Genomic DNA, 24,990 nt, shown 5'->3' with positions numbered 1-24,990 from the left:
CAATCTTCTCTTCAAAGTGGAAGATGAGATAAAGGAACTGTCATATGACGAAAAGAAAGAGAAGCGTCAGGAGGCGTCACGCGCCATTCTTGATGCCTTTTGGTCATGGGTTGAAGAGACCTCTGCAATTTCTACTACAAATGAGAACCTGACAAAAGCTCTAAATTATGCTAAGAATCAGAAAAAGTATCTTGAAACATTTCTAGAAGACGGAAGACTTCCCATCTCCAACAATCTTTGTGAGGCAAATATCAAACCATATGCCGTGGCAAGAAGAGCCTGGCTTTTTGCTGACACTCCAAAGGGAGCAACTGCTAATGCGATCCTTTATACATTGGTGGAATCTGCCAAAGCAAATATTTTGGATGTGTATGAGTATCTAAAATATATCCTTGAAGCAATGCCTAATACAGATTTTAAAAACCACCCAGAACTTCTGGACAAGTACCTGCCTTGGTCAAAGGATTTACCGGAAGAATGCAGGCTGAATCATAAACATAAAAAGTGCTTCAAAAATGACACCATTAGCTTATCGCAATGATCGTGATATAGCTAGACGTCATCTTTTGAAGCACTTACGCATCTTAAATACTTGCTTAAAGAGTATATTGCGAATTATTATAACCCTGTCCGAACCCATCAGGGCATTGCTTGTCAGACACCAATTTTGAAAGAAAAATTGACCGAAACGAAAGTTGACAAAACGGTTCTGAAATCCAAATCAATACTCAATGGACTATATCATGATTACCAAAAAGTTGCCTGATTAATCTTTTACAATCTAATAATAGGCTTTTTTTATAATGCCTAAAAAACGGAATTTCCCGGCTACTTACCGAGAAATTTCGTTTTTTCATTAATACTTTTGTTAAAAATGCTTCTTTGCGGATGTTTTATATTGTTGCTAATGCCATTTGTTGGTGGCCTGTACGCCCCAGATAGAGTTTTTGAAGTCGACAGGGATTGCTCCCGGCAAGTCAAAATTAAGCATTTCTATTTTGAATGTTGTTTTACCCTTGTTTTGTTTGAAATTTTTATATCTAATATATTTCTTCATATCTTTCTTTACTATATTTTGCTATCCAGCCTTCTTCGTTATACAACTCTCCAGCTAACCCCCAACTTTCTTCTCTCAAGCTAACTTTATCTCCATTTTCTGCATCTGCAACAAGATCAAATCCGTCATCTTCTTCGATCATTCTAAGAAAATAAAATAGAGTAGTATCAACAATTTTAGGAATTATATTAATTATAATTTCAATATCCTCTTTTTTCATTTTTGATAAATTATCTTGTATTATTTTAGCCTCAGTTGTTTGCGTTTTACCTCCAATTACACTATCCCAATGTGGTATAGCATAATCTCTAACTTCCTTCATAAGCGTCTCTCCAAATTTGTCTAGTAATTTCTTTGTATTCAAGATTATCACTCCCTATTATTTGTTTATTGGTCCAACCCAAGGTATATAAGTTGGTTTTGTAATTCCACTGTCTGTTAGCTGCTTCAGAGACATAGCAACCATTATTGCTGCTTCATCTTCTGGAACGTCTCCTGCTTGTAATGCCAATCGTTCAATTCTACTAAACTCCTCTAAAGTTGCTTCTTTACCGCTCTTGGCAAATGCTATATATAACTTCTTTTGCATACCTGTAATCTTACCGTGATCCCATCCTCGTGCTTTTATATACTCTTTATTGATACACAATCCTGTTGTTTTGGGATCATAATCGATATTTCCTTCAAATGATTTCTTAGCATGAAGATGATGCCCTTTTACATTATCATATGTTCCTAGTTTACTAACATTTTTAGATACATCCTTAACTTCATCTAACATATCAGCTTTGTTTGCTGCTTTGAATACAGTTCCCATGTTTGCAAGTGGCTTAGCTGCACCAATTAAAGGTACTACAGCAATACCATCTAATACTGTACCGCCTACATGACCAGGAGTCCATTTCCAATTTTTTATATCACCTGAAAAATCTCTTACATCTAGTGGCGTATCAGCTCCGATAAGTGATCCACCAAGACCAACAAGAGTTTCCGAATACGTTCCTAATTCTGTAATGTCTTCATCCTTTGTATAGTTACTTCCTTTAAGAACTTGCATTCCTGCTTTTTGTAATTCTCGTTTGAAATCTGCTTCTATTATAGCTTGACTTCTATCGTCTGATAGTAATTGCCATCTTAAGTATTCTACTTCGGAACTATTCATTACATTTCCATACATGCACGCATAAACTAACTGTTCATAAATGTCTTTGTTTTGCTTCAATGCTTTATTTTCGAGTAATAAGTATTGGAGATACTGAAGATTAGTATAGCTTTGTGCTATATCATTTTCAGTATCAACAAATGCATAAGGTGACGATTTCAAGGAAAAGTTTTTGGCTACTGACCATGACGTTTTATCAGTTTTGTCTCCTAGCAATTTATAGCCTTGAACTTTTTGTACCTCATCCTCATAGACATTAAGTAAAGTGTTAAGCTTTAGCACTTCTTCTGCTGATGGAAGGGATTTTTTTGCCTCTCCTGGTTTTTGAACATATCCCGGTTTATATTCATAGTTCTTACCCGGTTTTTCAACATAACCTGGTATATAAACATATGCATGTCCTGTTGGGTCGAAGTAAATCAACGGATTATTTGAACAATAAGTATATAGATTTAGACTCAGTGGGTCTTTAGAATCACCCCTATATGTATCCTCCTGCAAGAATCTTGCAATCTTAGGGTCATACATTCTTGCATTAAGGTAGTAAAGCTTTGTTTCTGAATCATACTGGTATCCGGCATAAAGGATTGAGTTTTTATCCTTCATTGAACCACTGGAATCAGTTATATTACCGAATGCATCATAGTAGTAACTTCCAACAACCTGTCCTTTTGTAGATGAACCTTCTGTTGCGTCAATCAGGGCTGTAACATCTGCGTGTCCATTATACATGTAGTAGAGTGTTGTTTTGTTAGTACCCTCTGTAACAGTTCTGGAGAGTAGGTTAGTGCCATAGATGTTGCGTCCTGTCTCTTCGCCGGCAGCATTAACTTCCAACACAACTTTATCAAACTCATACAAATATCTTGTCAAGGTTCCGTTTGAATTCTTACTTACCCTATATCCTTCAGCATTATAAGTATTTACAACACTGTTAGAGCTTAATAACTGATTGAATTCATCATAAGTGTTTGTAACTTTGTCTGCTGTGCCTGATGGATTTCCATTTGTGTATTTTTCTGTGTATGACTCTACTTGATTTCCATTAGCATCATAACTATAATGATATACCTTATCTTTTACATTACTTGTAGTTACTGTTACATTACTTGTAGTTACGGTTATTGTATCAAGTAAGTTTGTGGTGTAGTCGTAATCCTCATTAACTATTATACCATCTTTTGTAATAGTCACAATATCCCTGTTACCAAATTCATCATAAGTATATTCTGTTTTAGCTCCACCAACATAAGTTTCATCTACACAATTAAGCCTATTCTGCGCATCATAGAAGTATTTGGTTTCACCTTTAAGGTCTGTTTTACTTTTTATATTATTATTTTCATAATATTGGTATTCATAACTATTACTAAAATTTGTACCGCTTGTGTTTGTTAATTTAAAAAGCAATCCGTTGGCATGGTAATCATAGATTTCTTTAGCTCCAGTGGAATACTGTACTTCTTTTGTTGATCCGTTCTTGTTGTATATGTACTGTGCTACGTATGCCGCTTCAATATTCCCGTCCTTTACATACTCCACTCTTCCTGCTGCGTCATATAACTTGGAAGTCATGTTTCGTTTCGGATCAATTACAGTCTCACCAAGCTTTCCTTCTGAGTTTATAAGGTCATAGCAATAACTCACAGTATCTATGTTTGAAACAGTCTTGCTATCTACCCTGTTGAGCTCGTCATAGGTCCTTGTTATTATCTCAGCATCCGGCGTTCTTGCGGATGTAACTTTTGCCTCCAATACATTTCCGTTGTTATCATAGTTATATTCCCTCGTTGTACTACTTTTTTCCACACCTGCTTCAATTAATGCTGCCTTTTCCTTTGCTGTCCAGCCTTGAGGATAGTAGTCATAGCTTGTTGTTATATTCTTTCTATCTATTACCTTTTTCAGGCTGCCGTCATCGTAGTAATAATACTTCACTTTATTGTTTGCTGAGCCGGGGTATACTTTTTCCTTCAGCAGGTTCCTGTCATTATAAGTGAATGATGCACCAAGTGAACCTTGGAATTTCTGTGTTTCAAGGTTTCCATTGACATCGTATATGTATTCGGTCAGATCAGTGCAGGATTTAAATACATCCACTTTTTCAATGGTGCTGTCGTACTCTAAAAGGCTCACACTTTTGAGTTTTCCAAGTTCGTTATACTTATATACTGTCCTATTTTTCTTTCCATCTACTGTTACTGCTACATTACCGCTGGCATCATAGTATTGCTCTGTAACATGTTTTAACCCATCAGTTGTTGAAAAAAGTTGCCCATCCATGTTGTATTTAAATTCTTTCAAATAGTCATTACCATCGTAGGATTCAATTTGGGCACTGTTACTGTTATAGTTGAGTTTTTCAACTGCATTTCCCATTGGGTCTACAGTTTTTATCAACCTTCCCATGGAGTCATAAGTATAGCTTGTTGCGCTGTAATGAGATGTTTCTCCCCTGGTTATCTTTTCAACTTCTGTTATTGCATTTCCATTCTTATCGTAGCATGTTATATTTTCATGCTTTGTTTGGGTTGTGGTACCGTCAATGTTATTAACCTCTACACCGTCTACCACAGTTCTTAAAAGTCTTCCAAGCTCATCATAAGTATACCGTGTAATCACATGATTGCCATCGATTTTATACTCAACATTTCCCAAGAGATCATACAAATAATTGGTCTGGGTCTCTTTTGCGTTTGTCCAGCCTGTTCCATAGGTCTTTTGGTTAAGCAATCTATTTTGTTCATCATATTTATATTCAATAGTTTTGCCCATGCTGTCTGTTTCATTTTTGACATTACCCATTGAATCGTATTTATAACTTACAGTATATTGTCCGATGGTATATTGTCCGATGTTCGCATCTCCTGGGTAAATTACCTTTCTTAATTTACCAATATCGTTATATTCATAATATGTTGAATTAGTCTTAGCATCTTCTGAAACCCTCAAATTTCCTGTGCAATCGTAATACTCGGTCTTCAAATCATAATTATCTGGGCTGTTGATATCCTTTTGTATATTGACCTTCATGTTCCTGAAATAGTCATTATACAGGTAGCTGGTCCGGCTAAAACTGACATCTGACGCAGATTTTGTTGTACCATCTATCATCAAAGTATCTACATCTCTATTGTATGCTGATATTTCTTCAACTACTCTGCCTAAACCATCATAGGTATATTCCTTGTTGTATTTGACATCAAGATCAGAGGTCTTTTTATATATGCTATCAAATTCAGGGTTCTTGACCGTCTCCACTTGGTTTGCATGGTTATATGTGTACTCAGTGCCATAAGCTTCATTTATTAATTCCTCTGTTGAACCACCTCCAAGCAATCTAGTCAAAGCTGCGTTATAAGCTTCTCCATCCACTTTCTTTTTAACGTTTCCGTTTGCATCATATTTATATGCTTCCAAAACAATATCGTTTGACACTGAAGTAAAACCATCACAGGTTGCGCTGACTTTAGAAGGATCATAATCCATTGTTGTTCCAATGAAACGCTTTGCAATCAGTCTGTCAAGATTATCATATTCATAAACCACCTTGTTTTCAGTTGTAGTTGATAATAGACCCAATCCATTCTGATAGCCTTCTACATAGTTGTTCGGAGTCACTTCTGCTACGAGCCTTCCGGCATAGTCGTACTCATATGCAGTACATATATCAGCCACAGAGCTAGTCTCAACATTTGTACTTCTGTCAAAAGTCAGTGTTGTTACGCCCTTGTTAATCTTTTTCTCCAGAAATCCTCTTTTACTATATGTGTATTCTTCACTTTTTAGAGTCTTCCAACCATTCACACTGTTAGACTTCACATCTACATTGGTCACTTTGCCTTCCCAGTTGTATTTTGTAATTGTATAAACATCCGCAGTATCGTAGTCTCCCTCGGAATCTCTAATGATTTTGTCAGCATATTCTTCACTTACAACCCTTCCAAGGGTATCATAAATGTATTTTACTGTCTTTTCGTTAGGATATTCTGTCTTTTTGTTAGGATATTCTATTTTGCATGGATTTCCTGCCTTGTCAAAGTTAGTGTATTCAGTAACTATTGCACTGTAGTCTGCATAGGCTGCTGAATAACCATAATTAGCATTTCTTGTTGCATCTGTAAATAAATCATCATAGGCTACGATGTTTTCTTCTTCAGTTACATCAAAATCAGCATCCTTATTTGCATTACTTACAAGTACAGCAGTCTTTTGAGGCTTTCCGTACATGTTGTAATCAAGATATATATTTATCTTTTCTTTACCTTCTTCAAGCGTAGTTTTTTCTTCTGTCATGTTGCCATCAAGGTCGTATTTATACTCCTTCTTACTGACAGATGAACTTTCAATTGGAGTCATTTCTGTATTAACGCTGTATGAGCTAACACTCTTCACTTTGTTGTTGCCATAATATGTATAGTCGGTCTTATTATATTTTTTTGGTTCTAAGCCTTTCTTTAATTCATATGTCCTACCATCTTCTGTAACTGAAACTTCAACAAGGTCAACAGAGACTATCTCTGAAATTTTTCTTCCATTTAGGTTATATATAACCTTTGAGTATGAATATTTGGTGCTTGCACCTTCCCCGGTAACAGGAACAAACTTTTCATCATACACAAATCCTGGGTTTTCAGATTTCTTATATGTATACAAGGTCTTGTTGCCATTAAAGTCGGTGAAACTCTTTACATTACCATCATCATAGTATTCTGTTTTTGTGAATCCGCCGGAATCATTTGTAACTTTTACAACCCTTCCTTTATAATCGGACAAGTATTTGGTAACAGCACTTATTTTGTCTGCCAGATGCTTTGTTTGTACTTTTTCTGTACCATAAGTACCATTTTCAAGCTTAATTCCTTCATTGTAAGCATATTCATTCAACAAAACTGCTGTAGCACCGCTACCTGCCTTGAAATATTCAGCTGTAATTCTTCCTGCTTCATCATAGTTGTATACATATACCGCCCCATTATTTTTTGTTTCATTTTCAAGGTAGCCCTCTCCATCATAGGTGTAATTGTGTGTATATGTATCCTTTGTAGTTATTTTTGTATCCGGATCAAACCTTTGTACATACTGATTATGTGTTAATACCCTGCCGAATGCGTCATACACATAATCATCCGAAAAATTTCCTGTATATCCCGATGAGAGGTCTTTACTTTCATCATACATTAACGAATTAGCCTCTTTTACCTTACGTCCTTCATAATCATAAAAGGTTCGGATAATACTTGTTTCTTCGCCATCTGCTTCCCTTTTAACTTTTGTTACATTGTTCATATTGTCATATTCATAAGTTGTTTTATTCAACAATGCTGTTGTTATGGTTTTCACACGGAAGCAATTATCATATGTGTAACCTGTCTTGTTATTTTCTGTCTTGTTATTTTCTCCCACTGTTGATTCCAAAAGTGTTCCGTTATCATCGTAGACAAAAGATGTCCAAGTATTATCTGGATTGGTTGTCTTACTCACAAGACTCAATGTTTGCTTATTTGTATAGTCATAAGTTGTTATTGCGTTATTGACATTATCGAATACACTTGCATCGGTTATATCGTTTATAGTAGTACTTGATTCTACCGGCTTTACAGGTCTGATTATTTTCTTAAGCCTTTTTCTACCCTCCGAGCCAAAGGTTTCATAGTAATAGTAGGTCTGATAATTCATTTCATCAATCATGTATTCAAGGTCGCCATTAGGATAGTAATCATATTTCCTTGTAGTGTTATCAGGATTTGTAACCAGTTTTACATTTTCCTTTGCATCGGTCTCAACAATTGTCTTATTTACTTCTGTTTCAGTACCATTTATTTTAATAACCTCTGTTGTTTCATACTTCTGTGGCAAGTTAGTTGTCCACAAATCTTCATAATCTTCAGACTTGAGTTGTTCATCAGTAAGTGTAGTTGTTTCCTTATAACCGAGTTTACCGTTTAGATAATATTTTGTTCTTGTCTCTTTTCCTATTGCATCAATAACTTTTATAGGTCTATCTGGAAAATTAACATTATATATTTCTTTTGTCAAATCCCCTCTCCTATTATAGTATTCACGGCAAATTTCAATTCCTTCTGTTGTCATTGATGAAGTATCATTGGCACTTAGGTCTTTGTATAGATAGTACGCTGGTTTATTGTTACTATCCAACTGCTTGATTATTCTGCCTAATGAATCGTAGAAATTTGTGTACAGAGTAATTTCTATTTTATTATCTGCTATGTCATCATTAATTTTCTTTATTTTTTGCAGCTTATTTTTAGAGCCTTCACCATCAGAATAATATTCGTATTTAGTTACTTTACCATTTAAATCGGTCACTGATGAAAGTTTTCCATTAGTATAATTGTAATACACAGTTCTTTTTGCTCCATCAACTATACTACTAAGTTTATCAACTGTATAATTAAGTGATAGAGTTCTTCTAATTGCAGCACTTGTAGCACCGCAATCATATATTGTTATAAGTTGACCGTTTGAATATTCAAATTTAATTCTGTTTCCATACCTGTCTTCCTGATACTCAAGTTTTCCTGTAGATGCATTATACAAATACGCAGATTGATCTTTCTTTTTTAATTTATACATTTCTTTGCTGTCTACAGTTGTTTTTGTAAGTTCATCATAACATCCTACAGGAGCTTCATATTTACCTTCTGCTTGCTTAAACATAATTTTCGTACCTGATGGATATGTTATTTGAACTCCAGGGACCTCACTCAAATACCTTTTACTTACCCATCCTGTTTTATTGTTCAAAGTCTTAACCTCATACCATTCTGAACCGTTAGACCATCGCATAATGTTATACATATTGTCCGTGAGGTCTACAATTGTACCCTCACTAAGCCCACATATAACATCCCAATCTGTAGGATATACTTCTTCCTTATTTGGTGGGGCTTGTCTAAAATTCAAGGTAGATGCTGTTACTTTATATCTATTTGTAGTAACACTTTTTGCAAATGTCTCAAAACTCATTCGCCAGCCATTTCCAATTACCAATGGATCTTCTGTATCCGCATCACTTGAGTTGTAACTTCTTACTACTTCAACATCCATTGCCGGACTATCAATACTTATATCCGTTGATTGTGTTAAATAATTTCCAGTAAGTACGTTTGCTCCGTTGGAATCGTATTGCTTTCCTCTGCCTTCTTTTCCATTATAGTCGGCTCCAAAGTTTGTACCTTTTAGTTGGTTAACTACATATTCACCAGCAGCACTTTGGCACTTTGTCCCATTATTTCCTGCGGCAATAAATACCCTCCCAAATGCAGCAACTGCACCAAAGGATGTTCTTGCATATTGCAATGATTTCAATTTTACTATATTGTCCTTTGGGTCTTTGTCTGCTTCAACACTCAAGTAGGTATGCGTTTGCGTGTCATAACTGTCAACTGAGTTTGTTACCTTTGTTGTTTTTCCGTCAAAGGTTGTACCACAAAACAGATATATCTTACCGTCTACATTGCACGCCTGTAAACCTTTAGTTTTTGTTGGTAGTGATGTTTTTTCTGTGCAATTTCCTGTAGTTGTATCATATTCTTCAACAGTGTCAATAATACCGTCATCATTGCATCCGCCGAAAATGTAGATGCTTTTTCCGTATGCTGCCATGCCGAAGTCTGTTCGTGGTATATTGGTATTACTATTAATTGTTGACCAACTGTTATCTTCTATATCATAAACATCGATTGTGTTTAAGTATCCTTTTTCGTTAACTCCTCCAACTACATAGATTTTGTTATCTATTATTACTGCCTTTGCTCCACTTCTAGCTGTCGGCATTGGTGGAACTGGAACCCTGTCGTCTTTGAAACCAACAGTAGGATTATATCTCTCAACAGTATTAAAGTAGTTTGATCCATCTGTTCCACCAAAAATGTATACATCATTGTCTGTTGCAGCTATTGCAAAATCGCTTTTGCCTGTCTGCATTTGTTTATTGGGGTCTGCTGTGAATTCCGTCCATTCATTTGCTATGTAGTCGTATTCACTTACTGTATTTAGATATTCATCGCTATCGGTTTTTCCTCCAAATGCATATATTCTTCCGTTTACTTCTGCCATTGCCAATCCTTCTCTTGCTGGGGTTAGGCTTGGTTTCGTTATCATTGTTCCAGGCATTGGGTTGGCATTTGAGTAGTTTTCTTCAAGTGTGTTCCATTTTGCATTTTTCATTATATAACCATATTCTAATGGTTTTGTTATACAGAGTTTATTGAAATTCGACTGCTCTGGATTATCAAATTTTACTGTCTGAACCTTTTCTCCGCTCAAAATTACTCTGTGCGTGCCTGATGCTGCAAAGTTATAATCTTGGTCACTTGGAACTATACTTAGATCGTAATCCTCGGACAACATAAATGCATTAAAGCCAGAAAGCCAATTGTTTGTGTCTTCGTGTGCGGTTATTTTTTTATCACAATAAAACTCTACTCCTGACAGGTTAACTGCTGATGATTTCATTTTGAACATGAAAAGACCAACTCTGTGATCACCTTCATTTGTTAAACTTGTACCGTCAATCAAATCTACAATGTTAGTCCACTGACCAACTTGACCATCTACATAATAATTCTGAAATGAAAATGATTGAATCGGCACCAGCGGATATATATATCCAAGAGCAACTGCTTCCTTTATAGATATTTTATCTTCATTGTCAAATATAAGCTTTACAGCCCCTATTTGCATAGACGTATTAAATCCGTAGAAGTATAAACCACACCATCTGTCTGTTATTGACTTTTTGGTGAATAAATACTCATTAGTACCTTGTTCAAAATCAATCCAACTATGCCCCATTCGAGAGATACAACCTTCTGTTAAATTTGTAATATCTCCAACTATTAATTCGCTATTAGAACCCCAACCTCCAGTATAACCATAAGTTGCATTGCCATATGGATAATGACACCCAATACCACTACCAGGTTCGACTAAAGTCAAACCATCTTTAAGACTACACTTTAAGTTATATTGTCCCTCTGTTAGTATTTCTGTAACATCCCCAGAACTTTCCTGAGTGAAATCTCCTTTTACTTCCAATGTACCTGCCGTCAGCTTATCTTTATGATTATTATAAGAATGCTGTACAAAATCTCCTTCGACCAATACATAGTCATCACTATTATTCATTATCAGGGATGATTTACTCCAGTCACCACTATTCTTTATAATATAATTTCCGTCGACATACATCTGTCCACCATTTAGATACATTGAACAATCAGCCTGCGATATATTTCCTCTGACGCTTAATATTCCGCCATCAATATCAATTAAACCGCTCCTTAAATAACTATCTCCTCTAACAGACAAGTTATAAGTATTTAAGTTTAAATTTTTACCATTTTCTAAGCTTCCATACACCCTATTCTCATACATTGGGGTATCTTTATCAATAACACCTATTCCTGCATTTACCAAAACCCTACCGCTATTACCTAACTGGGCATCACTTGAGTCTAATGCCTTGATTTCATATATATTATCTTTATTTAGCTCTAACCCTTCATCAACATACTCGCATCCTTCAACCTCTACAGCAACAGTACCCTTCAATATCTGATACTTTGCCGCACCGGGCACCTCTTGCCATGAGATAGTTGCCTTATCACCTTCAATATCTGCATTTACCTCAATTGGTTTCTGCGGTGCAGAACATACCCTCAAGGTTTCACTCCAAGCACTAGTTCCACTATTAAATTTCGCAAGTACCTTGTATGAATGCCATGTGTTTTTTATCAGACCAGAATGCTTATAAGAAGTACCTGTTACGGTTTCATTTATAATCCCATCTGCACATACCTGATATTCTTTAGCACCTATAACCGCATCCCATGAAATGGATATATAATTCTCTTCATTCTCTGTTATATTTATATTTGAAACTCCTGTCGAAATGCTATTGCTTTTTTCATATTCATTATTATCCTCATCATATGCTGTCACATAATATATGTAAGTTGCACCAGGTTTCAATCCTGTGTCATTATAATTTGTTTCATTTGTAGCGAATACTTTTCCATCACTACGATAAACCTTATACCCTATTACACCTTCTGTGGTAGAAACTGTCCATGAAAGTGCCATTTCTGTTCCACTACATGTGCCAACTAAATTAATTGGTGCCAAGGTTGGTGAAGGCGTTGGCGTAAAAATCTCTGTTGGTGTAGGTGTCACTGTAGGTGTCATGGTATCTTTAGGAAACACCTTTATTATTCCCAATAAATATTGCCTCATAACTCCAAAATCCAAGCTATTAAATGCCCCATCTCCATTTACGTCTGCAGCACTTAAACTCTCTTGCGAAAGCTGAATTTTACCCAATAAAGCCATTCTCATAAGCCCAAAATCTATACTATTAGCTGCCCCATCTCCATTAACATCACCAGTTGATGATGCTGATGTTCCATCAGCTAGTAACCTAATAGGCTGAGCCGATGTCTGCAAACTACTAAGACCATAACTCCCAACCATCGCAATCCCAGGTTTAAATACCACATTTGATATATCATCAACATCGCTGTTAATCCGTTTTCCAAAACTCCAGCCATCATTATATGTTAATTCAAATGCACCATCTGTTGTAGCAGTATTAACAGTAAACTTAAGCTTTATCAACTCACCTGCACTTGTGATAGGATTTGAGAATGTTGTTGAATTGTCAAGGTATAATATATTAATTCCGTTACTTGTTTCATTGGCTCCAAGTATGACTGAAGTTGAATTTGTCAAAGCCCCAGCTTCATATCCTGTATAACTCATTACACTTTTGTCATATTTCACTTTAAAGTCAAAACTACAAATTCCTCCTTGCGGTACACTGTCAATATATACAGGTACAACTATCTCATCCCCTGCATTTGCCCTCAAATAAGGCATTGAAATATTTATTGCACTATTTTCATAAACTGAGAATGTATAACTTCGCTCATCCGAATAATTACTGTAAGGATATATCTTTACATAGTAAGTTCCTGCGGACAGTGTGGTATTAATAAGTTCATCATTGTTTGAACCGCATGCTGATCCTGACACATAAGTCCCAGCCTCGTTGTATATGTACATGTCATAATCTCTACCTGAAGGGATGTTCTCAAGTTCAAAAGTATAGCCTATCGTTTCATCTATAGTTACCTTATACCAGTCTTGGTCCCTTATGTTATCAATAGTTCCTAATACAGAAGTTCCTACATCCACTCTTGTTGCTTCATATGTATAATCATTTGATTCATAGTTGTCAGGTATTGATACAACAGCATTTAAGCTATATTTTGAAGAAGCATTTGTCCCTGAATAGGAATAAACCCTGATATAGTACTTACCGGTATTTCCTATTAAAATATTTGCCTTTTCCTTAGTATTGCCTGAATTATATGAACCGCCAACATAAGAGATAGTGTTATCATATACTGAAATATCATAGTCACAACCTGACGGAATTCCTTCAAGAGATACTGTAAGCTTTCCTGTTTCAGTAGTATCTATTACATACCAATCATCATCAGTTGTTATATTTATAGTCCCACTAACAGAAGTATTGTTTGAAATGGTTTTAGCCGTAGTTGTACTGTCATTTGGTTCGTAAGAATCGGGAGATGCATTATTTGGATAAACCAGCATCTGATAATTATGGTTTGCTGCCGAACCTCTGGTGAAGCAATACGCATCTATGTAATAGTAACCTGCTACAGAAGTTGTATAAGTTAAATTTTCATCAGCATTATAAAAATTGTCTGAAAAATCCGCATCTGTAAGATCAGGTTTAAAAAGGAATAATCCAAGGTCATCCCCTGTTTGTATCCCTGTCAACCTAAAAGAATACTGCTTGTTTGCTTCAAGATATACTATATACCAGTCGTTATCATTAGCAGCAGCTGCAGTACCGAAAGTTGTTCCAATTGGTACAGTCATACCCGTTGAAGATGTATTGTTTGGCTCAACCTCATATGTATATGACAACGTAGATATGCTTTGTGGCTGAATGCCTTCTTTTACCCCATCGATACCAAGTTGCTCATGAGTAGAGTTATTTGTTTTCTGCTCACTTTCCAATGAGTTTTCAACTACTAAAGGCTTTACTATTTTGTCACTTTCACCTGCTGAATTATTCTGTGATTCGTTAATTATGTCTTCAATATCTTTATTCTCATTATTGTTTATTGTGTAAGGTGTATTAGGTACAAAATTACCAACTTCGGCCTGTGGTACAATATCATCCAGTACTGCATTTGCATCCACTCTACCACCTGTTGCTACTTTTCCTTCCAACTTATACGATTTAACAACATTGCTCTTTATCCTGTTTATTATTTCATCAACTGTAATATCAGGTTCATAGCTTTTTAGAAGCGCCGCAATTCCTGTTACAGTAGGACATGCCATTGATGTACCGCTAAGTGTACCATATTGGTTATTTGGAAGCGTACTCAAAATATTGAGTCCAGGTGCCGCTACATCTACATCACTTCCGTAACTGGAAAAAGACGCAAGATTTCCACTATTATCCACAGCAGCAACGGATAAAATATTGGGTAAATCAAAACAAGCTGGATATATTGGTACTGCAGAGGTACTCACTCCACAGTTGCCCGCAGCCGTAATAAATAGTAATCCGCTCTCTTCCATTGCGTCTTTAAGAGCCTGGTTATATGCCGTTGAACCCCATGAGATATTCACAGCGTCAACATTCATAGTTTTACAGTAGTTTATTGCCTCAATCGCGTCACTGGTAAAACCCGAATTTCCTTCAATAAATTTTACCGGAAGTACCTTGATCTTTGTAGCTACTCCACATATTCCCGCTCCATTATCAGCAGCCCCTAAAATACCTGCAACATGTGTTCCATGTTGGTCTGAAGCAGAATCATATACTGTGCAGTCGTCATTATAGAAATCATACCCGGAATAATCATCAATAATGTTATTGCCATCATTATCTAATCCGTCATTTGGAATTTCACCTTTATTTATGTATATATTTGGCGCCAAATCTTCATGTGATACATCCACTCCCGAATCGATAACACCAACTACTACTTCTTCCGAACCTTTCGTCTTTGTCCATGCCTTCAAGGCATTTATATCTACGCCACTGGTACCTGTTTGCCCATATACATCCTGTCCGTTATTATACAGGTGCCACTGCTCATTAAATCTGGTGTCTGTTGGAATATCAAAGCTAGTCAACTTGAAGTCTTCCTGAACATATTCTACGTTCTCATTCTTTTTAAATTTCTCAATTGTACCTTGCATATCGTCTGTTTCATCAATCTTATAAACATGCAATTTACCGGAATTCAGCTCTTTTTCCTTTTTCAGCTTCTTAAGTTTCTTGCCTACTGATTTTTCTACATTTGAGATATTACTTTTAGCTTTAGCAGAATCTTTATACTTGACAATAATTCGTTTACCATTGAATTTATCGCCCGCTATGACAGCCTCATTTTTCATAGCACCTGCATCTGTTGTACTATACACTGACTCAGAAACAGTAGATGAACTGCCCTTAACACTCTGTCCTTTTGCCGCCTCTACATTGCCCAATCCACTGGGATTAAACACAGTTGAAGTCAGAATTTGAACGGCAAGAACACCAGAAATGATTGAAGAAATCATTCTTTTGCTTTTAAACATTTTCTTTTCTCCCCCTATAATTCTATTTTTCTATTTCTGTATTATTATGTAAAACATATAATATAAAAAAATCTTTCTAGTAAAAAATTCTACCAAAAGTTTGTACTTCTGTAAACATAAAAAGCGACATTTGTTTTATGTCACTTTTAAAAATTATATATCCTTGGCAATTTATAATACAAAAAAACACCTTGACTAATTCTGGTATTTGCATTAACATTAATAGATGGGTACACAAAATTTTTGAAAAAGGAGGCAGGATAATGAAACATAATGCATATTCTATTTTTAGTTCCTATAATTTTAACATTTCTGATAACCCTGCCTTACTCAGCAGTAACTTCTGAAATTTTACTTTGTAAAATGAGAAGGTCGTGGTTATCGCCGCGACCTTTATTTATATTAAAAGGGCGCGGAGTTTATACCACGGCCTATTTTGCGTTTACTACATTTTAGAGAAGGCTTAACAATAAGGTAATGACTCATGTACGAGGAGGAATTTGTTTGAAAAGACTTTTTGCACTGATAAGAAAGCAGTGGCTGCCTTATTTTATTGGGATTATGGCGCTTCTGACTTCGATCATACTAGATATGTTCAATCCCTATTTTGTAGGAAAAATCATTGACAGGACAGTACTTAATAAAGATATGGATTATCTCAAAACAGCATTAATATTCCTTGCAGGTATAACTATCGGGCGTGCCATACTTGGTTACACAAAGGAATATGGATTTGACCTTGCAGGTTCAAAAGTTATTTTAAACCTGAGAAAAAACTTGTTTGACCACATACAGAAGATGTCCTTTTCATTTTTTGATGAAAATAATACAGGCGAATTGATGTCCCGTATAAAGGAAGATGCCGAAAATATTATGAATGCTATCTGTTTTGGAATAATGCTGTTTATGGAACAATGCGTTTATTTTATTATCGCATCGGTCGTACTTTTTACGATAAACTGGAAACTTGCGCTTATCAGTCTGATAGTAATGCCGGTTATCGAGATTGTAGTATTCAATCTTGAGCGTAAAGTTGGAAAAACCTACGAGCAAATAAGTGATCAAAGGGCCGTCCTAAACTCTACTGCACAACAAAACATATCGGGTGTGAGAGTTGTTAAGGCTTTTGGCCGTGAAAAGCATGAAATTCAGAAATTTTTAAACCAGAACGAGGAAAATTATAAGATAAACTTGGAGCAGGTAAAAATATTTGCGAAACACAACCCTGCGATTGAATTTCTCGCAAACCTTGTATTGGTGCTTGTCATAAGTTTTGGCGGATATTTTGTAATCAAAGGCGAAATGACACTTGGAACTTTGGTTGCCTTCAGTAATTATATCTATATGCTGATATGGCCAATGCGTATGATGGGCTGGCTTACAAACATAATTGCACAGTGTATTGCCTCAGTAAAGAAGATTGATAAAATTTTTAATGAGGTACCTTCCATAAAAAATTGTGATAATCCAAAGGTACCTGAAGAAATAAAGGGTCATATACTGTTTGAAAATGTAAGTTTTGATTTTGCAGGAACTACTGTGCTAAAAGATATAAATATTGTTGCCGAACCGGGTAAAACCATAGCTATTATGGGGATTACAGGTGCCGGGAAAAGTTCACTTGTAAATCTGATTGGAAGATATTATGACTGCACATCAGGAAAGGTATGTTTTGATGGAATAGATGTTAAAGAAATGGATTTGTCCGTTTTAAGAAAAAATATCTCGGTGGTTATGCAGGAAACCTTCCTTTTCTCTGACACAATTGATGAAAATATACGGTTTGGAGCAGATGGTATCTCTGATGAGGATTATAAGTCCGCATGCCGGGATTCTATGGTGGATGAATTCGTTTCACAAATGCCAAAAGGATATGACACTATAATTGGAGAACGTGGTATCGGACTTTCCGGTGGACAAAAACAGCGTATTTCAATTGCCAGAGCATTGGTGAGAAATCCTAAAGTATTGATTATGGACGATTCTACATCGGCTTTGGATATGGAAACCGAATACGCTATAGAAAAAGCTATGGAACAACGGAAGGGAATAACAAAATTTATTATCGCTCATAGGGTTTCAGCCGTTAAAAATGCAGATGAAATACTGTATTTTGAAAATGGAAGAATTGTAGAGCGAGGAAATCACAAGGAACTTATGAATCAGCGCGGGCGTTACTATGAAACATATTGCGAGCAATATCGTGATTATGTGGAAGTATTGGAAGAAGAGGTGATATAATTGCCAATTAATAATTCTAAACATGATGAAGCTTTAAAAGAAAGCCTGAACATTAACATAATAAAAAGGCTTTTGCTATATTTAAAACCTTACGGGGGACCGGTTACAAAAACATTGCTGCTAATGGGCTTTGTAATTGCAGTTGAATTATTTAATCCGTACTTTTTGAAAATTGGAATAGACAGATTCATTAAAAACGGAGACTGGAAGAATCTCATGATACTTGGTGGAGTGATGGTTGCTTTAAATGGAATTGCAATGGTATGCTCCCGTTTAAGGATATTAACTATGGGAATAGTATCAAACAAGATTCTTTTAACAATCCGCCAGCAGTTGTATTCCCATATTCAGAAGCTGTCGTTCTCATTTTTTGATAACCGTCCAACCGGGAAAATACTTGCACGCATTATTGGAGATGTCAATTCTCTGAACGATTTCTTTACGAATAGTGTTACAAGTCTGATTCCGGAAATCATAAAAATAACGGCAGTAGTTGTAATAATGATGCTAATGAATTACAAGCTTGGCCTGGTTGCACTTGCAACATTGCCTTTCATGATAATTGTAATGTTTTTTGTTTCAACCTCATCAAGAAGAAGGTGGCAAATACACAGGAAAAAGTCCTCAAATCTTAATGGCTTTACTCACGAGGATTTTTCTGGCATTAGGGTTGTTCAAAGTTTTGCGGCGGAAGAGGAAACATCGTCTACCTTCCTTAAATTACTTGGAGAATGGAGAATTTCGTTTGTTAGAGCAATACGTATGAATGATTGCTTTTGGCCAACAGTTGAGATGTCCTGGGGAGTCGGAACCATTCTGGTATTTTGGTTTGGTGCCGGTCTTATTGAGCAAGATTTAATTACTCCAGGGCTTTTGATAGCTTTTACAAGTTATATTTCTATGTTCTGGCAGCCGATAATGAACATCAGCAATTTCTACAACCAGTTGGTGACTAATATGTCAGGTGCAGAGAGGATTTTTGAAATACTTGATATCGAGCCTGATATTAAAGACAAGCCGGAGTCATTTGAAATGCCTGCAATTAAAGGTAATGTCTCTTTCAAAAATGTTACTTTCGGGTATGACGAAGACCAGCAAATTTTAAAAGACGTAAGTTTTGACGTAAAAGCCGGCCAAACTATAGCATTAGTCGGGTCGACTGGTGCAGGAAAAACAACAATAGTAAACCTTATAAGCAGATTTTATGAAGTATCTGTTGGTGAAGTATTGATAGACGGTTTAAACATAAACAATGCAAAGCTTGAAAGTCTAAGGTCACAAATTGGCCTTATGCCGCAGGATACATTCCTTTTCTCTACTACAATTAAGGAGAATATACGCTATGGTAAATTAGATGCTACTGATGAGGAAGTAATTGCTGCAGCTAAAGCAGTATCTGCCCATGAATTCATAATGAAGTTTGAAAAAGGTTACGATACCGATGTCAATGAGCGTGGAACAAGGCTTTCAGCAGGTCAAAGGCAATTGATCGCTTTTGCAAGGACACTGCTTGCAAATCCACGCATACTGATACTTGACGAGGCAACCGCAAGTATTGACACCCATACCGAAAAGCTTGTTCAACAAGGAATAAGCAACCTGCTTCATGGAAGAACATCTTTTGTTATCGCCCACAGACTTTCGACAATACGTAATGCCGATCGGATAATGGTTGTAGAAGACGGCGGAATAGCAGAAAGCGGTACTCATGAAGAACTTATCCGTCATGAAGGAAAGTACTACAGTTTTTATATTTCACAGTTTAAATTTCTTAATGATAAAGATGCTATATGATTTTAGAGATAGTTGGGACCTCTATGAACAAGGGAATTGGAACAAAAAAACTATATTTTTTTATTCCTATTCCCTTGTTTGTCTCTTCTCCTATAAGTAAAAAAAACAAGTTAATAATTACAAGTAATAAATATACTAAAATTACCGATATATAAATAGTTACTTCGTGATAATGATTCAAATAAAATTGTCTTTTTTTACGGGAGGTATTACAAATGAAACAGAAAGCTTTCATAACTAATAATGAACAAAAAGCTAATAACACTACAACTAATATTATGTTATGGGCAAATTTAGCTTTTCCAGCTTTGATTATTCTTGGATGGTTAAAAGTTTTTAGTTTTGATATGACAAGACTTTATATTTTCTGTTCAATCGGCATGGTTGGTGCTTTATCCCCTTTCGTGCTAAAAAAATCGGTGTAAGCAGTACACTGCTAAAATACTATACAATTACCATGGCTGCAGTTGTTGTAGGTATACTTAATCTAAACTATCAGATAGGTATTTATATGATATTTCTGTTTCCTATTGCATTAAGTTGCCTCTATTTTGACAAAAAACTTACAATAACAGCTCTAATTCTAGAAATTATAAATGTAGTTATTACAAATTATTTTAGAATCCCATCAAATCCTCTCTATTCTGAAAATCCATTTGGCTTTTACATTGCTTTTACAGCGGGATATATTATTGAGCTTTCTATTCTTTCCGTAATCTTCATCTGGCTCACTAAGAGAACAAGAATTCTTCTTGAAGGTTTGTCGGACTCGGAAGAACAATCTTTATTATTTAACAAACTGAAAGATGTGATGAGCAGTTCTCAAAATGCCTCAAAAACACTTGCGACTTCTGTAAAACAACTTTCATTGGCAATAGAGCAAACTACAGCTTCAAATGAAAATATTTACCACAATGCTGACAGTGCTTCTCTAGGCTGCGAAAAGAATTTACAATATATTGAAAGTACGAATACCACTGTTGAAAATATATCAGATACTCTTGAGTCAATTTCATCCCAATCTCAGAAGTTGTCCGAAATATCTCAGAATACTTCTACAGCAGCAGAAGAGAGTGAAAAGATAATTTGCAATGCCATAAGTAATATGGAGAAAATTGAATTGTCCACTGTACAAAACAAGGATATTATTAATAATTTAGGCGAACGATCCAAAGAAATCGGAAGGATTATTGAAATCATTACAAATATCACAGAACAAACCAACCTTCTTGCGCTAAACGCCGCAATAGAATCAGCAAGAGCCGGTGAACATGGTAAAGGCTTTGCAGTAGTTTCTGATGAAATCAGGAAGCTTGCAGAACAATCTGCAAATGCAGCAAAAGATATTTCAAATATCATAAATCAGATACAAAACGACACCGAAAAGGCGGTATTTTCTATAGACCAAAGCTACACAACCATTAAGTCGGGAATTGATTTGGTTAAAAATGCAGGTGAATCTTTTGAAAAATTGAAAAGCTTACAGGAAGTTTCCAATCAGGAAGTTCAAAAAATCGCTCAATATAGTAACCAAACTTCAAAATACGGACATGAAATTGCTGAAGTTATTTCCAATACAAAATCAATCACATCCAAGTCACTCAATGAAATAAGATCAATTGCATCAGATACATCAACCCAGGCATCAGTAATGCAGCAGATATCGGCTTCATTTGCCGTAATTAATAATATTGCAGACGATCTTCTAAAATTGAGTACAAACGGCGATAATATTTAATTTCCTATGCAGTTGATCGTAATATCTTATTCTATTTGTTTCAGTTGTTTTTATAATAAGCAAAAAATGATGACATATACAATAGTAAAGCTGGGGTTCTTGTATCCCGGCTTTATTTCATTCATGGTTTTAATAGTCTTCTCCTTTTTAATTATTAAATTTTTGAAATGAACAATAACAATTATTCAGAAAATATTGCTTTAAAGTAAAATTTAACATAAACTATTTATGTAATTTTATAACTTGAATGGGGACCAAAATGTCAAAGAATAAAAAAAATATTTTAAGATGGATTATTATTATTGCTTCAGTAGTAGCTATATGGTATATGTATTTGGATTTTTCAAAACTATTGGGCTTTAGGGAAAGCAACTATCCCTCTAACCTTATAAAAAGAATTGATGCAGCTTGTGCTGTCCTTGTTGCACTATTAGCCGGCAAAGATGCCCTTTCAAAAAAGGATTCCCTCCTTTTGAAATTGGGTTTTATAGCAATAAGCTGTGCTGAAATATGTTTTTTATTATCTATCACATATGGTGGAATAGGGTTCTTTTTGGTGTTTCAGATAATTTTTAGTATAAGGAACAGTCAGGGGATGAAGACAAAATTATCCTCTATGGAGAATTCTTCTACGAAAATGAAACTTATATTATGCGCAATAGGAATTTTTCTTTTATATACTATGATAATATGTTTCATATTTTATCCAATACTCAAATTGAGTACATTTTTGTATATATTTTTCGTATATGGGTTGTTTTTGAGCACCTCATTCTGGACAGGAGTTGCAAGTCATATACTGGAGTTATTTCCGCGGAAAAACACTTTACTAATAAGCATAGGAATGGCCTTGTTTTTCTTTAGTGACATACTTGTAGGACTTTTAATGATACTCAACAAAGGTTTTTTAAAGGATCTGGCATCTAGCTTCATCTGGATTTTATATGCTCCTGCGATATTTATGCTGGCTTTTAGTGGTTACAAGTTAGATACAAACAAGTCAACTTCCCTACCAGAAAGTTAGAAAATAATAAATTATTGATGCTCCAGAAATGTAAAAACAATGGTAAAGTTTATTTTTTATCTTTTTACATATACTATAATTGTCGCAACAAAAAAACGTATGGAGATAACTTGATGATACAGATTGATGATGCAGGGAGCGGCAGTTTTGTAGGCGGTACTTGTATTGGGGTATACCGTCCTGAGACAAATGAATACTTCTTTGATATTATCCCTGTTGAATTATACAACAAAGAAAACTTTAAGAATAAATACTATCTTGACGAAGTTGTAAATATTGTTGCCAATGCCTTTAAGGCAATGAACGTACATAAAACAGAGACTATTGAGATATGTAGAGGCTACATGTTTGAGAAGCTCCGCAAGTGGCTTGACAACCAGGGCTTTTGCTGGTACAGTACTCAAATTTGCGGCCGTATACAAGATGTTGTTGAAAAAAACTATATGCTCTACACTGTCAGATTGGGCGTCCCGGAAGCATATATCCAGTATACAAAGTATCCCTTTCATTTTCACAAACTTTTGAGGTGGGTTTATGCTGATTTCGACAATAGAATAGGCATATGCAAGACAGGTTGGAAAAGCTGGTCCAAATACGAAAATATAATACCCGAGCTTTCACATGATATTATGAAACAATCAAACATTTTCTGCCTTAAATGTGGTAAAAGGATAAAGAAAGGCAGTAAAACAAGTGTTTTAAACTTCACAAGCAACAGAGATCAATATATTTATCTGCACGAAAAATGCCAACTAACTTAATACCAACCTAATATAATAGCGAAGGCAAACATTTTGTTGTCATCAATTATATCAAAAATTTTGTATCCATAACTATATAAATAAAACCCTTACATACATTAAAAAGGAATCTGGTAAACATTTCGCCAGATTCCTTTTTATATCATAATATATTATACAGGATGTACCCTGTTTTCATAATCCACCATTTCAGGCTCAATCTTGTACTTTTGCGCCTTACGGTATTGGAAGAATTTCTCCGCAACCTGTGGGAATAGTGCATAGGACAATATATCTTCATCCTGCTCTAAGTATTCTTTCATCTGATCCTTAATGGACTGTAATTCCGGCTCAATAAAGTCAGCAGGTCTTGCTGTAATTGGCTTTTCATCTTTAAGAATCTGCTTCTGAATCTCCGGATTAACAGGTGCTGGAGTCTTACCGTATTCACCTTTTACAAGAGCTTTTGACTCTTTTGGCACCATCTTGTATCTTTCGCCTGTTACTACATTCAATACAGCCTGAGTTCCAACTATCTGGCTTGTAGGAGTTACCAATGGAGGATATCCGAAGTCTTGCCTAACTCTTGGCACTTCCTTGAGCACTTCCTCATATTTATCAACAGCGTTGGACTGCTTGAGCTGTGAAACAAGGTTTGAAAGCATACCGCCAGGAACCTGATAAATAAGTGTATTTACATCTACTCCCATAACCTTTACATCTAAAAGGCCACTTGCAATGTAGCTTTCTTTTAAAGGTCTGAAGTAGTCTGCGATTTCACTCAACTTTTCAAGGTCCAAACCAGTGTCGTAAGGTGTATCCTTTAATGTTGCAACAAGTGGCTCAGTTGGTGGTTGTGAAGTACCCATTGCCATTGGTGAAATAGCACAGTCAACTATATCACAACCTGCTTCAATCGCCTTGATATAAGTCATTGAAGCAACACCGCTTGTGTAGTGTGTATGAAGCTGAATAGGAACCTTAACGTTCTCTTTCATAGCTTTAACAAGATCATAAGCTGTATATGGCACCAACAAACCTGCCATGTCCTTTATACAGATTGAGTCCGCTCCCATTTCAACCAACTGCTTTGCATCCTTGACAAAAAGGTCAAGGCTGTGAACAGGGCTGATTGTATAACATACTGTAGCCTGAGCGTGGCCGCCTTCCTTTTTACATGCCTTTATAGCTGTCTCGATATTTCTTGGGTCATTTAAGGCATCAAATATTCTGATTATGTCCATTCCGTTTGCAACAGCTTTTTGGACAAAGTATTCAACAACATCATCCGCATAGTGCTTGTAGCCTAAAAGGTTTTGCCCTCTTAGAAGCATCTGCAGTTTTGTTTTTTTACAATGCTTTTTAATTGTTCTGAGTCTTTCCCATGGATCTTCATTCAAGAACCTCAAGCAGGAGTCAAACGTAGCTCCGCCCCATGCTTCCAACGAATTGTATCCTATATCATCCAACTTCTCTAAAATAGGGATCATATCATCAATTTTCATTCTTGTCGCTATTAGTGATTGATGCGCGTCCCTAAGAACGGTTTCGGTAATTTTAACTTTAGCCACTTTTCTT

The 24,990-nt window shown here is 35.7% G+C and carries 11 protein-coding genes; 7 read left to right on the top strand and 4 right to left on the bottom strand.

Annotated elements, in window-relative coordinates:
* Positions 1-541, top strand: a 541-nt coding sequence (locus ACECE_RS0201830) for an IS66 family transposase (protein ID WP_010243617.1), incomplete at its 5' end; no start/stop codon positions are given.
* Positions 542-904: 363 nt separating this feature from the next.
* Here the strand turns inward: ACECE_RS0201830 and ACECE_RS32505 are convergent.
* Genes ACECE_RS32505 through ACECE_RS26280 form a run of 3 tightly spaced genes read right to left on the bottom strand, consistent with a single transcriptional unit; the run spans position 905 to position 15,875 of the window.
* Positions 905-1,057, bottom strand: coding sequence for a hypothetical protein (locus ACECE_RS32505; RefSeq protein ID WP_205410157.1), 153 nt, complete (start codon positions 1,055-1,057; stop codon positions 905-907).
* A complete protein-coding gene (locus ACECE_RS0201820) occupies positions 1,041-1,421 on the bottom strand; it encodes a hypothetical protein (RefSeq protein WP_010243616.1) in 381 nt (126 codons plus the stop codon). The genes ACECE_RS32505 and ACECE_RS0201820 overlap by 17 nt, the downstream gene beginning before the upstream one ends.
* Before the next feature lie 15 nt (positions 1,422-1,436).
* Positions 1,437-15,875: a S8 family serine peptidase gene (locus ACECE_RS26280; RefSeq protein ID WP_010243614.1), complete on the bottom strand. Its 14,439-nt coding sequence runs from the start codon at positions 15,873-15,875 to the stop codon at positions 1,437-1,439.
* A gap of 504 nt (positions 15,876-16,379) precedes the next feature.
* Here ACECE_RS26280 and ACECE_RS0201805 point away from each other — a divergent pair.
* From ACECE_RS0201805 to ACECE_RS0201775, 6 genes are all read left to right on the top strand, one after another.
* Complete coding sequence (locus tag ACECE_RS0201805; protein ID WP_010243612.1) at positions 16,380-18,116, top strand: ABC transporter ATP-binding protein; 1,737 nt, start codon at positions 16,380-16,382, stop codon at positions 18,114-18,116.
* Positions 18,117-19,910: an ABC transporter ATP-binding protein gene (locus tag ACECE_RS0201800; RefSeq protein ID WP_010243611.1), complete on the top strand. Its 1,794-nt coding sequence runs from the start codon at positions 18,117-18,119 to the stop codon at positions 19,908-19,910.
* A gap of 215 nt (positions 19,911-20,125) precedes the next feature.
* On the top strand, positions 20,126-20,335 hold the full coding sequence (locus ACECE_RS0201790; protein WP_010243610.1) for a hypothetical protein: 210 nt from the start codon (positions 20,126-20,128) through the stop codon (positions 20,333-20,335).
* 32 nt (positions 20,336-20,367) lie between these two features.
* Complete coding sequence (locus tag ACECE_RS0201785; protein WP_010243609.1) at positions 20,368-21,648, top strand: methyl-accepting chemotaxis protein; 1,281 nt, start codon at positions 20,368-20,370, stop codon at positions 21,646-21,648.
* A gap of 259 nt (positions 21,649-21,907) precedes the next feature.
* A complete protein-coding gene (locus ACECE_RS0201780) occupies positions 21,908-22,672 on the top strand; it encodes a hypothetical protein (RefSeq protein ID WP_010243608.1) in 765 nt (254 codons plus the stop codon).
* A gap of 113 nt (positions 22,673-22,785) precedes the next feature.
* The gene (locus ACECE_RS0201775; RefSeq protein WP_010243607.1) at positions 22,786-23,433 is read left to right on the top strand and encodes a hypothetical protein; all 648 of its coding nucleotides are present in this window, start codon (positions 22,786-22,788) and stop codon (positions 23,431-23,433) included.
* A 152-nt stretch (positions 23,434-23,585) separates the two neighbouring features.
* Here ACECE_RS0201775 and ACECE_RS0201770 read toward each other — a convergent pair whose 3' ends face one another.
* Positions 23,586-24,983 carry an oxaloacetate decarboxylase subunit alpha gene (locus ACECE_RS0201770; protein ID WP_010243606.1) on the bottom strand — a complete coding sequence of 466 codons (1,398 nt, stop codon included), beginning with the start codon at positions 24,981-24,983 and terminating at the stop codon, positions 23,586-23,588.
* Positions 24,984-24,990 lie beyond the last annotated feature (7 nt).

It is taken from the genome of Acetivibrio cellulolyticus CD2 (assembly GCF_000179595.2).
Classification (GTDB): Bacteria; Bacillota; Clostridia; order Acetivibrionales; family Acetivibrionaceae; genus Acetivibrio; species Acetivibrio cellulolyticus.
This window is presented reverse-complemented; position numbering and strand designations above follow the sequence as displayed.

What these genes read in the sequence shown, in the direction of transcription:
- ACECE_RS32505 (WP_205410157.1), bottom strand. Translation starts at nt 1,057, where the DNA reads ATGAAGAAATATATTAGATATAAAAATTTCAAACAAAACAAGGGTAAA.
- ACECE_RS0201780 (WP_010243608.1), top strand. Translation starts at nt 21,908, where the DNA reads ATGTCAAAGAATAAAAAAAATATTTTAAGATGGATTATTATTATTGCT.
- ACECE_RS26280 (WP_010243614.1), bottom strand. Translation starts at nt 15,875, where the DNA reads ATGTTTAAAAGCAAAAGAATGATTTCTTCAATCATTTCTGGTGTTCTT.
- ACECE_RS0201790 (WP_010243610.1), top strand. Translation starts at nt 20,126, where the DNA reads ATGAAACAGAAAGCTTTCATAACTAATAATGAACAAAAAGCTAATAAC.
- ACECE_RS0201785 (WP_010243609.1), top strand. Translation starts at nt 20,368, where the DNA reads ATGGCTGCAGTTGTTGTAGGTATACTTAATCTAAACTATCAGATAGGT.
- ACECE_RS0201775 (WP_010243607.1), top strand. Translation starts at nt 22,786, where the DNA reads ATGATACAGATTGATGATGCAGGGAGCGGCAGTTTTGTAGGCGGTACT.